Origin of the sequence: Hymenobacter oligotrophus (genome assembly GCF_003574965.1) — a bacterium.
Lineage (GTDB): Bacteria > Bacteroidota > Bacteroidia > Cytophagales > Hymenobacteraceae > Solirubrum > Solirubrum oligotrophum.
In genome coordinates this window covers 3,553,313-3,569,170 of sequence record NZ_CP032317.1, presented here as the reverse complement: position 1 = coordinate 3,569,170, position 15,858 = coordinate 3,553,313, and the positions used below count along the sequence as shown (strand labels likewise).

Sequence of the window (15,858 nt, the reverse complement as noted above, 5' to 3'; positions counted from 1 at the left end):
CGCCGGCCAAACCGCGGGGTCCTAGGCGAAAGCCGGGCCGATGCCCGGCGGCAACTGCCTATGTGGCGCGGTTTGCAAACTTTGGGCCGCGTACCTTTGTATGCCATTGGTACGCTTTTATTCGGCATGAACCCAACCGCTCCCGCTTCTGCTACCGCCCCCACCAAAAACCCGGCCTCAACCCAAGGCCGCATTGGTGTTCTGCTCGTGAACCTGGGCACGCCCGACTCGCCCAACACCTCCGACGTACGCCGGTACCTCAACGAATTTCTGACCGATGCGCGCGTGATTGACATGCCCGCCGCGATGCGTTACCCGCTGTTTAAGGGCTTGGTGGTGCCGCTGCGCGCGCCCAAATCGGCCAAAATATATCGGCAACTTTGGGATGAGCGCGGCTCGCCGCTGCTTTACCACGGCCTCGACCTGAAAAAGCTGGTGCAGGAAAAACTTGGCAAGGATTACCTGGTGGCTTTTGGCATGCGCTACCAAAACCCCAGCATCGAGTCGGCGCTGGAGGAGCTGCGCGAGGCGGCCGTGGAGCGCATTATTGTGCTGCCGCTGTTTCCGCAGTACGCGGCAGCCAGCACGGGCTCGGTGCAGGAAAAGGTGATGGACATCGTGAGCAGGTGGTGGGTGGTGCCCAGCATCAGCTTCATCAGCACCTTCGCCGATGACCCCGGCTTTATTGCCACGTTTGCCGCGCTGGGCAAGGCCGAGATGGACAAGCACGACTACGACCACGTGGTGTTCAGTTACCACGGCATTCCGGAGCGCCACGTGCTTAAGGGCAGCCACAAAGGCTACTGCAAGCTGGGCTCGTGCTGCAACCACTACAACAAAAACAACCGCTACTGCTACCGCGCCCAGTGCTTTGCTACCTCGCGCCTGCTGGCCGAGGCCCTAGGTCTGCGCGACGACCAGTATACCGTGTGCTTCCAGAGCCGCTTGCAAAGCCGCCTGCGCGACCCGTGGCTGCAACCCTATGCCGACGAGGTGCTGAAGGAAATGCCGGCCAAGGGCTACAAGAATGTGTTAGCCTTCAGCCCCGCTTTCGTGGCCGACTGCTTGGAAACCACCATTGAGGTAGGCGAAGAGTTCAAGGAAATGTTTGAGGAAGCGGGCGGTGGCCACTGGCAACTGGTACCGAGCTGCAATACCCACCCGATTTGGGTAGATGCGGTGGTGGACATGGTAAAGCGCAACTAAGCCCTAGGTGCCGCAAGTTGCTGCCGGGTTGGCATGGGTTGGCTGAGGCCGCCTTTGCCAACCCGGCTGCTTTTTGGCGGGGTTCAGCGGGCGTTGCCCAGCCGCACCGTTAGCCCCAGGTTGGCTACCAGGGGCCACGGCTCGGCAGCTACCCCCGACTGGCCACCGGCCTGCGCCCCGCCCACACGCACCACCAGCCGCCACCGCGCCGATAGCCAGTAGCTCGAGGTGAGCATAACCTGGTGCTGCGTTTGCCACAGCCCGGCGCCGTTGCGCTCCACCGTAAAGGGCGTGGGCGCGCTGGTGCGGGTGGTTTCGAGCAGGCGCAGGTAGTGCACTTGGTTTACTTGCCAGGCCAGCCCTAGGTGCCAGCGCTCGGTGGGCTGCCACACCAATGTAGGCTGTATGTAAGGACGCAGGTATCGGCTCCGGATGTCGGTTTCACGCCCGCCTTCGAACCCCGAGGTGGCTGCGCGGCCACTGCCGTAGCCGGCTCCTGCGTACACCGCCAGCATTACCTCGTTGCCGGGCCACGCGTAGTACCCAAGGCCAACCTCGGCACTCCTAAACCGGGTGTCGCGGCCCGAGGCATAACGCAGCCCGCCCGCGGTTAGCGCCAGGTGGTTGGTAGCTGCCCAAGCCCCTTGCACTTCGGTGCCGTTGAGGCCGGTGCTGCCGCGCAGTTCCGCGGCTCCCTTCGCGCCCAGCACTGGCACATTGGCCGAATGCGGCATCAGGGCCGGGGCGCACCCGCCCAAGCCGCTTACCAGCGCTGCCGTAGCAACCGCAAAACAACTTACACGCACCCACATGCGCCCAGGAGCTACGCGCCAGTGCAATGGTTGCAGGCTACCTGAAATAAAACGGCGCCAATCTTTTACCAAGCAGCAAAATACCTGTCACAAACAGCCCAGTATTTGCTATCGACATTTCGTTTTTGAATAACAATTAACGCTGCAAACGATTGCTGCAGTAGCTAGATGATATTAGTTGAAAAGAATAATTTGGAAATACAAAAATTGCTTACCTACCTTTGCTTCATCAATTCTTCCCAGGATTGTTTTTATACAGAGGCGTGGAGAGAAAGGCTCCGTGAAGCGCCGGCAACCACGGGAAAGTCCCGAACGGTGCCAACCGAAAGGTCAGCGTAGCTAATTCCTGACCATATAAAAACAACGCACGCCGTGAACCTCATCATCACACCCCGCGCTACCGCCGCTGCCCCGCAGCAGGGCCTTTTCGGCTCCAACAGCCTGTGCTGTTGTTGCATGCCGATGCGCCGCGCGTGTTGTTGAGGTTTTCGCACCCTCCCTGCCCGCTTGCTGGAACGCCAACACCTAGGCTCCTACCGCCGGAGCATGCCCTAGGTCCGTTTGGCTTGGCCGCTTGAGCTTCGTTCGCCGCCTATTCCTCCAGCACCCCTCTCTTCTTGTCTTATCAGATCTGCTTTGCCTTGGGCAAACAGGTCGTAGCCCTGCTGCGCATGTCGACGTTAATCGATGCTCAGGTGGCGCAAATTCGTCAGCAATTAATTGGTGCTGATGCGTTGGATACGCTGCGCCTAATTGCAACTGAATTTGCTGGCAAAGCCGCTTTTTCTACCTCTTTCGGATTGGAAGATCAGGTAATTACGCACCTAATTTTTGCCCACGATTTACCCATCGAAGTATTTACGCTCGACACGGGCCGGAATTTTCAGGAAACCTATGCTACCTGGAGCAAAACCGTGCTCAAATACGGCAAGCGCATCCGGGCATATTACCCCGAGCACGGGCAGGTAGCTGCCTTGGTAGAGCGCCAAGGCCCGAACGGGTTCTACGAAAGCGTAGACGCCCGCAAGGCCTGCTGCCACGTGCGCAAAGTGGAGCCGCTGAGCCGCGCGCTGGTTGGTAAAGAGGCTTGGGTTACCGGCATTCGGGCTGAGCAATCGGCCAACCGCACCGGCATGCAGGTGGCCGAATACGACGCCAGCTACCAGCTGCTGAAGGTGAACCCGCTGCTCGACTGGACTTGGGAGCAGACCTGGGCCTTCATCCGCGAGTACAGCATTCCGCACAACCCCCTGCACTTGCAAGGCTTTGTGAGCATTGGCTGCGCGCCGTGCACCCGGGCCGTGAAGCCCGGCGAAGACTTCCGGGCCGGCCGCTGGTGGTGGGAAGATCAGTCGGCGAAGGAGTGCGGCCTGCACGCCACTACGCCTCCTGAGCTGTCAACTGTCAGCCATTAGCAATCAGCTTACGACCTAGGTAGCTAATAGCTGAAAACGAACAGCTAAAAGCTGCCGGCCCACCGCATTCCCCGCACTTCCTAATCCTCCAAAATTCGGCTGCACAGGCCGAACAGGCACCGCCTTGCCTTATGCCAACGCTCCCTCGTTTAGACTACCTCGATCGGCTCGAAGCCGAAGCCATCCATATCCTGCGCGAAGTGGCCGGGCAGTTTCAGCGCCCCGCGCTGCTGTTCTCGGGCGGCAAAGACTCCATCGCGCTGGTGCGCCTCGCTGAGAAGGCTTTCCGGCCTGGCAAGTTTCCGTTCCCGCTGGTGCACATTGATACCGGCCACAACTTCCCAGAAGTACTTGCATTTCGCGACGCGCTGGCCGAGCGCCTAGGTGAGCAGCTGATTGTGCGCCGCGTGGAGGACACCATTCAGCAGCGCGGCCTGCGCGAGCCGGGCGGCAAGTTTCCGAGTCGCAATGCCCTGCAGACGTACACGCTGCTGGATACTATCGAGGAGTTTGGCTTTGATGCCTGCATCGGCGGCGCCCGCCGCGACGAGGAAAAGGCCCGCGCCAAGGAGCGCATCTTCTCGGTGCGCGACGAATTTGGGCAGTGGGACCCGCGCCGCCAGCGCCCTGAGCTCTGGAACATCTACAACGGCCAGATTCAGCCCGGCGAAAACGTGCGCGTGTTCCCCATTTCGAACTGGACGGAGCTGGACGTGTGGAACTACATCCAGCGCGAGAACATCCAGCTGCCCAGCATCTACTTCGCCCACGAGCGCCGCTGCGTGGTGCTGCCCTCGGGCCAACTGCTGGCCGTTACCGAGCACCTCTCGCTCGATGCTTCCGATGAGCTGACTACCCGCCAAGTACGCTTCCGCACCGTGGGCGACGCCACCTGCACCGCCGCCGTGGAAAGCGACGCCAGCACCCTCGAGGCCATCATCGAAGACATTCTGCAGGCAAAAGTGAGCGAACGAGGAGCGACCCGCCTCGACGACCGGATTTCGGAAACTGGCATGGAAGACCGCAAGCGCAACGGCTATTTCTAAATCAGGTGATGAGGTGACAGGTGACACGTAGGCTGCGCGGCCCAAGGGCGCCAATCCGTTTCGTCACCTCACTTGTCACCTGTTGCCTGTCACTTGTCACCTATATCATATGGACCTTCTCCGTTTTATCACTTGCGGCAGCGTCGACGACGGCAAAAGCACCCTGATTGGTCGCTTACTTTACGACAGCGACGCCGTGTCGCTCGACGTGCTGGCTGCGCTGGAAGAGCAAAACCGCACTTCCGCCGCCGGTACCGTCGACCTGGCGCTGCTTACCGATGGCTTGCGCGCCGAGCGCGAACAAGGCATTACCATCGACGTGGCACACAAGTACTTTACTACGCCGCGCCGTAAGTTCATCATCACCGATACGCCCGGCCACGTGCAGTACACCCGCAACATGGTGACGGGCGCTTCGAACGCCGATTTGGCCATTGTGCTGGTAGATGCCCGCCAGGGCGTGGTGGAGCAAACGCGCCGCCACACCATCGTATCAGCCCTGCTCGGCATCCGGCGGTTTGTGCTGGCCGTGAACAAGATTGACCTGGTAGGCTACTCCGAGGCCGTGTTCCGCGACATCGTGGCCGACTACGCGGCCGTGGCGGCGCAGTTGGGCATCAAGCAGCTAGCCAACATCCCCATCAGCGCCCTGCACGGCGACAACGTGGTGCGTGCCTCGGCCAACCTGCCCTGGTACAAAGGCCCAAACCTGCTGGAGTATCTCGAAACGGTATCGGTAGCGCCCGACACCACGCATGAGGCCGCTCGCTTTCAGGTGCAGTACGTCATTCGGCCGCAGAGCGCGGAACTGCCTGACTACCGCGGCTATGCAGGTCGCATTCAAAGCGGGGTGTATCGCCGCGGCCAGCAAGTGGTGGTATTGCCCGCCGGCATCGAGACTACGCTCGAGGCCATTGAAATCAACCAGCAAGCGGTAGAAGTAGCCGTGGCTCCGCAGGGCGTGGTGCTGCGCCTCGCCGACGATGTGGACGTAAGCCGCGGCGACACCATAGTGCCCGCCGACCAAGCTCCCGAGCCGACCCGCGAGCTGGAAGCCACGCTGTGCTGGATGGAAGAACGCCCGCTGCGCGCCGGCCGCAAGCTGCTGGTGCAGCACCACGCCGCCAAAACCAAAGCCGTGGTGCAGTCAATCCTGGGCAAAACCAACATCCAAAGCTTCGCCCAAGAAGATGCCGACGAAGCCAAGTTGAATGACATCGTGCGCGTGCGGCTGAAAACGGCCACGCCGCTCGTCGCCGACGCTTACGGCCAAAACCGCACCACCGGCGCCTTCATTCTGCTCGATGAGCAAACCGGCGCTACCCTAGCCGCGGGCCTCATCGAAACCACCGAACTGGCTTACGCTTAACACCCAAGCCTGACCAATTAGCACGTCATGCTGAGCGAAGTCGAAGCATCTCTACTGATAGTATTCTACTATCTAGAGAAGCGGTAAAGATGCTTCGACAAGCTCAGCATGACGACCCAAACCTCTCTCGCCATGCCTGCTTTTGTTGTTCCACGCCTAACCGTTGTAGGTGCCGGCCCTGGCGACCCAGAGCTGATTACGCTCAAAGGTGCCCGGATTTTGGCTGAGGCCGATGTCGTGCTCTACGACGCCCTCAGCAATGCCGAGCTGCTCTCCCACGCCCGCCCCGATGCCAAGAAAGTGTACGTGGGCAAGCGCAAAGGCCTGCGCGGCTACCTGCAGCAGGAGATAAACGACCTGATTGTGCTTTACGCCCGGGTGCACGGCCACGTGGCGCGGCTGAAGGGCGGCGACCCATTTGTGTTTGGTCGCGGCCGGGAGGAAATGCTGTATGCCCAACGTCACGGGCTGCAAACCGACTACGTACCGGGCATCAGCAGCGCGGTGGCAGCGGCAGGCAGCGTGGGCATTCCAGTAACGCACCGCGGCCTTAGCGAATCGTTTCGGGTGATTACGGCTACCACGACTCGGGGCGAGCTGTCGGATGAAATCTACGAAGCGGCGCGGGCGCCGCGCACCACGGCCGTCATCCTGATGGGTCTGGGTCAGGTGCAGGCCATTGCCGATGTGTTCTGCCGCTTCGGCGGGGCGCACCGCCCGGCCGCGGTCATTCAGGATGGCACGCTGCCCACGGCTCGCATGATTAGCACCACGGTGGCGGAGCTGCCAACCCGCGTGGCGGCGGCAGGTATTGGCGCTCCGGCTGTCATCGTCATTGGCGACGTGGTGAACCTGGCTTCGGCGCCGCAAGCCGCCGACATAGTACCCGAACTAGCCCCGCTGTACGCGGCGGTGGCCTAGGTCTTTCTCTTTTCCACTACCCCAACACCCACCGCCATGCCCACGCCCAGCACCGATCAGCGTTTGCCCATTGGCTTCGATGATACCACGCTTCAGCAACTAGCTGGCAACCTCTCGGAGCAGCAGCTGCTGTGGTTGAGCGGCTACTTCTACGGCCGCTACGCCGCGACCAACGGCGGTTCGCAGCTGGCTCCGGCACCGGCGGCCGCTACCTCAGAGGCTGCGCCCGCGGCCGGTTCGCGCATCACGGTGCTCTACGGCTCGCAAACCGGCAACAGCAAAAAGGTAGCCCTGCAAACGGTGGAAGCCGCCAAGCAGCGCGGCCTCAGCGCCACCGCCCGCGACATGAACGACTACCAGCCGCGCGAGATAAAAGGCGAGCAGGTGCTGCTGGTCGTGGTGAGTACCCAGGGCGAAGGCGAACCGCCGGTAGCCGCCGAGGAGTTGCACCAGTTTCTGGTCAGCGCCCGGGCCCCTAAGCTGCCCGAGCTGCGCTACGCCGTGTTGGCCCTAGGCGACCGGAGCTACCTGCAGTTTTGCCAGACTGGCAAGGAGTTCGACGAGCGGCTGGCGGCCCTAGGTGCCCAGCGCATCGTACCGCGGGTAGACTGCGACGTGGAGTACCAAGCCGAGGCCGCGCAGTGGATTGCCAGCGTGCTGTCGGCCCTAGGTGGCGCCACGGCTCCGGCCGCTGCCAGCGTGAATAACGAAGCGCCGGCTAGTACTGCAGTAGAATATTCGCGGCAGAACCCGTTAGCGGCTTCGGTGCTGGAGAAAATTCAGCTGAACGGCCGTGGCTCCGAGAAGGAGACGTACCACCTGGAGCTGTCGTTGGCCGACTCGGGCCTGCAGTACGAGCCCGGCGATGCGCTATCGGTGGTGCCCACCAACTCGGCGGCCTTGGTGGAAGAAGTGCTGCGCGCTACCCAGCTGGAGGCCGATGCCCCCGTACAGCTAAAGGGCGAAACGCTGCCGCTGGCCACGGCGCTTACCGAGCGGCTGGAGCTAGCTACCCTCTCGCGCGACGTGCTGGAGCGCTACGCCCTGCATCAGCCCCAACCGGCGCTGCACGAGCTGACTACCGCCACCGACCGCCTGCAAACTTACCTCTACGGCCGCGACGCCGCCGATTTGCTGGTCGACTACCCGGTGGAGCTATCGGCCCAGCAGCTGGTGGATACGCTGCGCCCGCTGCCGGCCCGCGCTTACTCTATTTCCTCCAGCCTGCTGGCCCATCCCGACGAGGTGCACCTTACGGTAGGCGCCGTGCGCTACGAGGCCCACGGCCGCCAAAAGCAGGGCGCCTGCTCCTGCTACCTGGCCGACCGCATCGGCATTGGCGACGACGTGCGGGTGTTTGTGGAGCGCAACGAGTACTTCAAGCTGCCCCAAAACCCCAGCACCGATATCATCATGGTGGGTGCGGGCACGGGCGTTGCGCCCTTCCGGGCATTCGTGGAGGAGCGCGCCGAGTTGGAGGCCGATGGCCGCAACTGGCTGGTGTTCGGCAACCCGCATTTCACTACCGATTTTCTGTACCAAACCGAGTGGCAACAGCACCTCAAACGCGGTACCCTGTCCAAGCTCAACGTCGCGTTTTCGCGCGACCAAAAAGAAAAGATCTACGTGCACAACCGACTCCTGGAATACGCCCGCGACGTCTACGACTGGCTTGAAAACGGCGCCCACTTCTACGTGTGCGGCGATAAGCAGCGCTTGGCCGCTACCGTGCACAAAGCGCTGGTGAGCGTGGTGCAGATGGAGGGCGGTGCTACCCTCGAAGAAGCCGAGGCCTACGTGCGCAACCTCAAAAAGCAGCGCCGCTACCTCGAGGACGTGTACTAACCCGGCCTCACGCTTTTGCCCTAGGTGCTGGCAGCCGCCCGCGTAGCCGGCACCTAGGGCCTACCTCTCTCCGCAGCCCAACCCACACCCTATGAAGAAAACTTACGCCTCAGTCTGGCTACCCGCGGCTATACTATTAGCTACCTCCAGCGCGGCCACGGCACAGGACGAAATCATTGCTATAAAAGGCTCGGTGCGCGAAACCGGCACGCAGCAGGCGCTGCCGGGCGTGAGTGTCAGCATCAAAGGCGGCACCACGGGCACGCTCACCGATGCCAACGGGCAGTTTGCGCTTAAGGCCAAACTGAAGTTTCCGTTTACCCTTGTGTTCAACATGCTGGGCTACGAGGCCAAGGAGGTTGAAATAGTGAATGCGGCCACGCCGATTTCAATCGGGCTTGAGTCGAAGGCCCTGCTCACGAACGAAGTGGTGGTATCGGCCTCGCGGGTGGAGGAAAGCCGGCTGAAGTCGCCGGTGGCTATTGAAAAGCTCGACATCCGGGCCATCAAGGAAACGCCGGCACCTAGCTTCTACGATGCCTTGGAGAACGTGAAGGGCGTGCAGATGACGACATCCAGCCTCACGTTCAAAGTGCCGAACACCCGCGGCTTCAACATCCCAAACAACTTCCGCTTTATGCAGCTGGTGGACGGGGTAGACATGCAGGCCGCCACCCTGGGCGTGCCCCTAGGTAACGCCATTGGCCCGACGGAACTGGACGTGGCCTCGGTGGAAATTACGCCCGGCGCAGCCTCGGCGCTGTACGGCATGAATGCTATTAACGGCATGGCCAACCTCACCACCAAGAGCCCCTTCACCTACCAGGGCCTGAGCGTGTACCAGAAGTTGGGCGTGAACCACGTGGACGGCCGCGACTACTCTCCTAGCCTGCTCACCGAATCGGCGGTGCGCTGGGCGCAGGTGCTGGGCGCCCGGCAGCGCTGGGCTTACAAGGTGAACGGCTCCTACATGCAGGGCACGGATTGGCTTTCGGACACCCAAATCGACCAGAACCCGCAGAACCTGAACTCGGCCAACCCGCGCTTTCCGCAGCTGGCCGGGACCAACAACCCCGCCGCCGACCTGTGGAACCGCTACGGCGACGACCGCAGCGCCAATGTGTCGGTGCCGATTACGCTGAACGGCCGCACCGAAACCTTTAACGTGCGCCGCACCGGCTACTACGAGCGTGACCTGATTAACCCCACGGTGCGCAACCTGAAGGTAGACGGCAGCCTGCACTACAAGCTCACCGACAAGCTGGAGGCCAGCTACGGCTACCGCTTCGGGCTGATGGACGGCATTTTTCAGCGCGGCAACAAGATTCAGCTGAAGAACGTGACCGTGCAGAACCACAAACTGGAGCTGCGCGGCCCTTCCTTCTACGCCCGGGCCTATACGCTCATCGAGAACACCGGCGACTCGTACAACCTGAATCCGCTGGCCACCAACCTCGACCTGAACAACGGCTCGAACGCTGTGTGGGGCACGCGCTTTCGCAACGAACTGCAAACCCAGATAAACAACGGCACCGACCTAGCCGCCGCTATGCAGCGCGCCCGCACCGTGGCCGATGCCGGCCGCGCCGAGCCGGGCACCGCTGCCTTCGAGCAGCTGAAGCGCACCATCACAGGCATCAACAACTGGGACATTGCCGTGAACGTGCCGGGCGCACCGGCCACCGGCGGTGCGGCCCTGTGGCAGCGCAGCCGCACCTACCACGCCGATGCGCAGTGGAACGTGGGCCAGCGGGTGCAATGGGTTGATTTGGTTATCGGTGGCGACGCCCGCGTGTATGAGGTAATCCCCGATGGCAACAACTTCGTGGACTTCTCGAAGCCCTTGCAGGAGCGCACCACGCCGGGCGGCAACAACCAGTTCTACCGCAAGTACGGCGCCTTCGGGCAGGCCACCAAACTGCTGCTGCACGATCGGCTGAAGCTAGTGGGCTCCTTGCGCCTCGACTACAACCCGGAGTTTAGCCCTAAGCTAAACCCGCGCGTGGCGGCCGTGTACACCCTAGGTGAGCACCACAACGTGCGCGCCTCGTACCAGAACGGCTGGCGCTTCCCGGCTTTGTTCGAGGCATTTTCGTTTGTGAACAACGGCAACGTGCGGCGCGTGGGCGGCCTGCCCCGCGTAAACCAGGGCCTCGGCTACCTCGAAAACTCCTACACCCTTACCTCGCTCGACAACTTTACGGCCGCCGTGAACAGCGACGTAGCCGCGGGCATGAGCCGCAACGCCGCCGCCCTGAAAAACCGCGACGTGCTGCAGGTAGCTAACCTGCCCACCATGCAGCCAGAGCACATCGATGCCGTGGAGGTGGGCTACAAAAGCGTGCTGCTCGACAACAAGCTGGCCCTCGACCTCGATACTTATTACAACGTGTACAAGGGTTTCCTAGGTCAGGTAGAGGTGGCCGTGCCGAAATCGGGCCCGGTAACGACGGATGCGGCGGTGCTGGACATGCTTACCCGCGCCAACCAAGACCGCTACCGCGTGTACACCAACGCCCGCAACCGCTACCGCAGCTACGGCTCGGCGCTGGGCCTCACGTACAACTTCGTGGGCAAGTACACGCTTTCGGCCAACGCCAACTACAACGCCATTCGGGCCAACACCGAGAAAGACATCTTCATTACGGGCTTCAACACCCCCAAGTGGGTAACCAACGTCACGTTCGGCAACCGCGAGGTGGTGCGCAACGTGGGCTTCAACGTGGTGTGGCGCTGGCAGGATTCCTTCTACTGGGAAAGCCAGCTGGCCAACGGCCAGATCCCGGCCTACCACACCGTGGATGCGCAGGTAAATGCCCGCATTCCAAACCTGAAGGCCACCGTGAAGCTCGGCGGCACCAACATTTTGAACAACCGTTACATCCAGTACGCCGCGGGCCCCACCATTGGCGCGCTGTACTACCTGTCGCTGACGTTCGACGCCACCGTAATTCGCTGATTACAGCTAGAGCTACAGATTAGCACTAGTTCCCCTCCTCAGATGAGGAGGGGCTAGGGGTGGTTGAAGAACTAGAGGCTAGATCTAGTAACTGTTCAACAACAAGTCAACCACCCCTAGCCCCTCCTCATCTGAGGAGGGGAACTAGTGCTAGTCTGTAGCTCTAGTCGAGCCTAACTATTGTCTAGATGAAACGACTACTACTCACCTCCCTTAGCCTGCCGTTGCTCGCGGCACCTAGGGTGCAGGCCCAGAAGCAGTTTGTGCGCGAGCAGCAAACCTGGTTGGGCGTGTTCAACCAAACACGCTTTTCGCAACGCTGGGGCTCCTGGACCGATTTGCAGCTGCGCCTGCACGACCACTTTGTGCAAGCCAAGTTTCAGACGGTGGCGCGCCTGGGGCTGACCTACTGCCTCACCGACGATGTGCGCCTGGCGGCTGGCTACGCTTACGTGCACCACTTCCCCGACGGGGCGCGCACCGTGGGCCAGCCCGAGCACCGGCCCTGGCAGCAGGTGCAGTGGTTTACCAAGTTTCCGAAGGCACGCCTGATGCAGTGGGTGCGGTTGGAGGAGCGTTACCGCCGCCAGTTGCAAAGCAGCTCCGAACTCGGGCCTGATTACGATTTCAACTTCCGGACGCGCTACAACGCGGCGCTGTTTCTGCCGCTTACCCGGCGCGGCTTCGAGCCCGGCGGCCTGCAACTGCTGCTGAACAACGAGCTGATGGTGAACTTCGGCAAGCAGGTGCGCTACAACTACTTCGACCAGAACCGAGCCTTTGCCGGCGTGGTGTACCAACTCAACAAGCACGCCCAGCTGCAGGCCGGCTACATGCACCTGTTTCAGCAGCTGCCCGCGGGCACCACCTACCGCGACCAGCACACCATCAGGGTTTTCTACTTCCACAACTTCGACTTGCGCCCTCACGCGGCACCAGCTCCCGCAGCCCCGGCACCTCAGGCGCTACCTAGCCCGGCTCAACCACCACAATAACCCCATGGCCGATACCCAGCAGCTTTCCGAAGTAGAGCACATAAAGGATGCCAGCAACTACCTGCGCGGCACCTTGCGCCAGAGCGTGCGGAACCCCATTACGGGCGCGCTCTACCCCGACGATACCCACCTGATCAAGTTCCACGGCTCGTACCAGCAAACCGACCGCGACCTAGACAGCGAGCGGAAGCGCCAAAAGCTGGAGCCGCTGTACTCGTTTATGATTCGGGTACGGGTGCCGGGCGGTGTAGCTACCCCCGAGCAGTGGCTGCGCATGGATGAGCTGGCCGACACCTACGCCAACGGTACCCTGAAGCTGACCACGCGCCAAACCTTTCAGCTGCACGGCGTGCTGAAGCGCAACCTGCCCGAAACCATCCAAGGCTTCAACGCGGTACTAATGGACAGCATCGCCGGCTGCGGCGACGTGAACCGCAACGTAATGTGCGGCGTGAACCCCAGCGAATCGCGGCTGCACGCGCAGGTGTACGAGGTAAGCCGGCAAATCAGCGCCCACCTTACGCCGCGCACCACCGCCTACTGGGAGCTGTGGCTGAACGGCGAGCAGCACCTGAGCACGGAGCCGGCGCAGGACGAAGAGCCCATCTACGGCAAAACCTACCTGCCGCGCAAGTTCAAGATTGCCCTGGCGCTGCCACCCTACAACGACACCGACATCTTCGCCAACGACATTGGCCTGATTGGCATTGAAGAGAACGGCGAGCTGGTGGGCTTCAACGTGGCCGTGGGCGGCGGCATGGGCATGACGTTCGGCATGCCCGACACCTACCCACGCCTCGCCGACCTCATTGGCTTTGTGCCGACCGATATGGTGGTGGACGTGTGCGAGAAGATAGTCACGATTCAGCGCGACTGGGGCAACCGCCAAAACCGCAAGTTCTCGCGCCTGAAGTACACCATCGACAAGGTAGGGCTAGAGACCTTCCGCGCCGAGCTGCACCAGCGCCTGGGTTACGAGCTGGCCGAGGCCCGCCCCTACCGCTTTGAAACTTCGAGCGACGCCTTCGGCTGGGTCGAAAGCCCCGATGGCCGGTACCACCTCACTCTGTACGTGGAAGGCGGCCGTGTGCAGAACACCGAGCAAGTGCAGCTGAAAACAGCCATGCGCGAAGTAGCCGCTTTCCACACCGGCGAGTTTCGGCTGACGGGCAACCAGAACGTGGTTATTGCCAACATTGCACCCGAGCATCGCGCCCGCATTGAGGCCGTGCTGGTGCAGTACGGCGCGCTCGGCCCTGCGCAGCAACGCACCGCCCTGCGCCTAGGTAGCCTGGCTTGCGTAGCCCTGAACACCTGCTCGCTGGCATTTGCCGAAGCTGAACGCTATCTTCCGCAACTCCTTGACCGCTTGGATGCTGTTATCCGGGCCAATGGCCTGGCCAACGAAGGTATCCTAATCCGCATGACGGGCTGCCCCAACGGCTGCGCCCGCCCCTACCTAGGCGAGATTGGCTTGGTAGGCCGGGCCGTGGGGCGCTACAACCTGTACCTTGGCGCCGACCACGGCGGCCAGCGCCTGAACAAGCTCTACCGCGAGATGTTGGATGAAGACGGCATCGTGCAGGAGCTCAGGCCCTTGCTCGAGGCCTACGCCCAACACCGTCAACCCTCCGAACGCTTCGGCGATTTCGTAATCCGTCAGGGCTACGTAGCCGCCACTACCCACGGCCAAAACTTCCACGCCTGAGCTCGTATGAACTCATCCGCACTTTCTGCCGCCCTGCACCTGGCCGACTCCGGTCCGCCACCCGAGGCGCCGGCTCCGAAAACCAACAACCTGTTTCCGGTATTCCTGAAGCTCGAGCAGTTGCGTGTGCTGCTGGTGGGCGGTGGCGCCGTGGGGCTTGAGAAACTAATGGCCGTGCTGCGCAACAGCCCAGCCACGGCCGTTACGGTGGTCGGCGAAACCATTCTGCCCGAAATCCGCACCCTGGCGGCCCAACACCCCAAAGTGCAGGTGCACGAGCGCGCCTACCAGCTCACCGACCTCATCGGCCACGACTTAGTGCTCATCGCCACCAACGACCGCGCCCTCAACAGCCAGATCAAACAGGAAGCTACCGGCCACGGCCTGCTCGCCAACGTAGCCGACACGCCCGACGAGTGCGACTTCTACCTAGGCTCTATCGTGCAGAAAGGCGACCTGAAAATTGCCATTAGCACCAACGGCAAGTCGCCCACGGTAGCCAAGCGCCTGCGCGAGGTACTCTCGGAGGTACTTCCCGACGAGCTGCACGACGTGCTGCAGCGCATGGGCATCATCCGCAGCCGCTTGCAGGGCGATTTTGCCGAAAAGGTGAAGTCGCTGAATGCCGTTACGGCCGAGCTTACAGGCGACCCAGCCTACGAAACGCCCGCTGCCCGGCGCTGGCGGCACATTGCCACAGCATCGTTGGTAGCGTTTGGTTTGCTGCTGGCCGCCAACATTTTATCGATGTATTACACCTGGCCCCAGGTGTGGCAGGTGGTCAGCAACGCCGAAACGTTTTACACCTTCGTGGCCATTGGCTTTGCCGCGCAGCTCGTGGATGGCCTACTGGGCATGGGCTACGGGGTGGTTACCGCCATTAGCCTGATGTCGATTGGCATGAACCCGGCGGCGGTTAGCGCCAGCATTCACACCGCCGAAATGTTCGCCAGCGGGGCCTCGGGCTACCACCATTATCGGTTTGGCAACGTCAACCGGCGGCTGTTTAAGGCCCTGCTCATCCCTGGGGTTATCGGCGCGGTAAGCGGCGCCTTTTTGCTGTCTAAGTTCGGCGAGGAGTACGGCCGTTACGTGAAGCCTGTGCTGGCGTGCTACCTGCTGCTGCTGGGCATTCGCATTATCAGCCGGGCCTTTCGCAAGCCCGATGGCAAAAAGAAGCGCGTGCGGCACGTGGGCTGGCTGGCCGGCGCCGGCGGCTTTCTCGATTCGTTTGGCGGCGGCGGTTGGGGCCCATTAGTTACGAGCACCCTCATTGCGCAGGGCCGCACGCCGCAGTACGTTATCGGCTCGGTTAGCATCACCGAGTTCTTCGTTACGTTCGCCAGCGCGCTTACTTTTTTTGCCACCATTGGGGTATCGCACTGGCAAGTGGTGCTGGGCCTGATAGTGGGCGGCGTGGCGGCCTCGCCGTTTGCCGCGCGCTTGGCCGGCCGCATATCCGTCCGCTTTATGTTCCTAGGTGTCGGGCTGATGGTTATCGTCTGGAGCTTGTGGGCGCTGCGCAAAGTGCTGCCCGAGCTGCTTGGCTTTGCCCTGGCGGCATTATAAGCCCGTAGCCCCG

General features: G+C 61.9%; 11 protein-coding genes and 1 riboswitch. Of the genes, 10 read left to right on the top strand and 1 reads right to left on the bottom strand.

Annotated elements, in window-relative coordinates:
* Positions 1-126 precede the first annotated feature (126 nt).
* Complete coding sequence (hemH, locus tag D3Y59_RS15350) at positions 127-1,206, top strand: ferrochelatase (RefSeq protein ID WP_119446508.1); 1,080 nt, start codon at positions 127-129, stop codon at positions 1,204-1,206.
* Between the two features lie 83 nt (positions 1,207-1,289).
* Here the strand turns inward: hemH and D3Y59_RS15345 are convergent, their stop codons facing one another.
* Complete coding sequence (locus D3Y59_RS15345; RefSeq protein WP_162910827.1) at positions 1,290-1,940, bottom strand: TonB-dependent receptor; 651 nt, start codon at positions 1,938-1,940, stop codon at positions 1,290-1,292.
* A 326-nt stretch (positions 1,941-2,266) separates the two neighbouring features.
* A riboswitch (SAM riboswitch) is annotated at positions 2,267-2,379 on the top strand.
* A 256-nt stretch (positions 2,380-2,635) separates the two neighbouring features.
* On the opposite strand from D3Y59_RS15345, the gene D3Y59_RS15340 reads away from it, so the two are divergent.
* The 9 genes from D3Y59_RS15340 (at position 2,636) to D3Y59_RS18830 (ending at position 15,845) form a co-directional block, all read left to right on the top strand.
* Positions 2,636-3,433 (top strand): phosphoadenylyl-sulfate reductase, encoded by a 798-nt coding sequence (locus D3Y59_RS15340; protein WP_240410395.1) that lies wholly within the window; start codon positions 2,636-2,638, stop codon positions 3,431-3,433.
* Between the two features lie 131 nt (positions 3,434-3,564).
* The gene (cysD, locus tag D3Y59_RS15335; RefSeq protein ID WP_119445843.1) at positions 3,565-4,479 is read left to right on the top strand and encodes a sulfate adenylyltransferase subunit CysD; all 915 of its coding nucleotides are present in this window, start codon (positions 3,565-3,567) and stop codon (positions 4,477-4,479) included.
* A 109-nt stretch (positions 4,480-4,588) separates the two neighbouring features.
* Positions 4,589-5,848 carry a sulfate adenylyltransferase subunit 1 gene (locus D3Y59_RS15330; RefSeq protein ID WP_119445842.1) on the top strand — a complete coding sequence of 420 codons (1,260 nt, stop codon included), beginning with the start codon at positions 4,589-4,591 and terminating at the stop codon, positions 5,846-5,848.
* A gap of 132 nt (positions 5,849-5,980) precedes the next feature.
* Positions 5,981-6,769 (top strand): uroporphyrinogen-III C-methyltransferase, encoded by a 789-nt coding sequence (cobA, locus tag D3Y59_RS15325; RefSeq protein ID WP_119445841.1) that lies wholly within the window; start codon positions 5,981-5,983, stop codon positions 6,767-6,769.
* Positions 6,770-6,805: 36 nt separating this feature from the next.
* The gene (locus tag D3Y59_RS15320; protein ID WP_119445840.1) at positions 6,806-8,614 is read left to right on the top strand and encodes an assimilatory sulfite reductase (NADPH) flavoprotein subunit; all 1,809 of its coding nucleotides are present in this window, start codon (positions 6,806-6,808) and stop codon (positions 8,612-8,614) included.
* 91 nt (positions 8,615-8,705) lie between these two features.
* A complete protein-coding gene (locus tag D3Y59_RS15315; protein WP_119445839.1) occupies positions 8,706-11,573 on the top strand; it encodes a TonB-dependent receptor in 2,868 nt (955 codons plus the stop codon).
* A gap of 188 nt (positions 11,574-11,761) precedes the next feature.
* The gene (locus D3Y59_RS15310; protein WP_119445838.1) at positions 11,762-12,568 is read left to right on the top strand and encodes a DUF2490 domain-containing protein; all 807 of its coding nucleotides are present in this window, start codon (positions 11,762-11,764) and stop codon (positions 12,566-12,568) included.
* A gap of 4 nt (positions 12,569-12,572) precedes the next feature.
* Entirely contained in the window at positions 12,573-14,276 is a 1,704-nt protein-coding gene (locus D3Y59_RS15305; RefSeq protein ID WP_119445837.1) for an NADPH-dependent assimilatory sulfite reductase hemoprotein subunit, read from the top strand.
* Between the two features lie 6 nt (positions 14,277-14,282).
* On the top strand, positions 14,283-15,845 hold the full coding sequence (locus tag D3Y59_RS18830) for a TSUP family transporter (protein ID WP_119445836.1): 1,563 nt from the start codon (positions 14,283-14,285) through the stop codon (positions 15,843-15,845).
* The last annotated feature ends 13 nt before the right edge of the window (positions 15,846-15,858 follow it).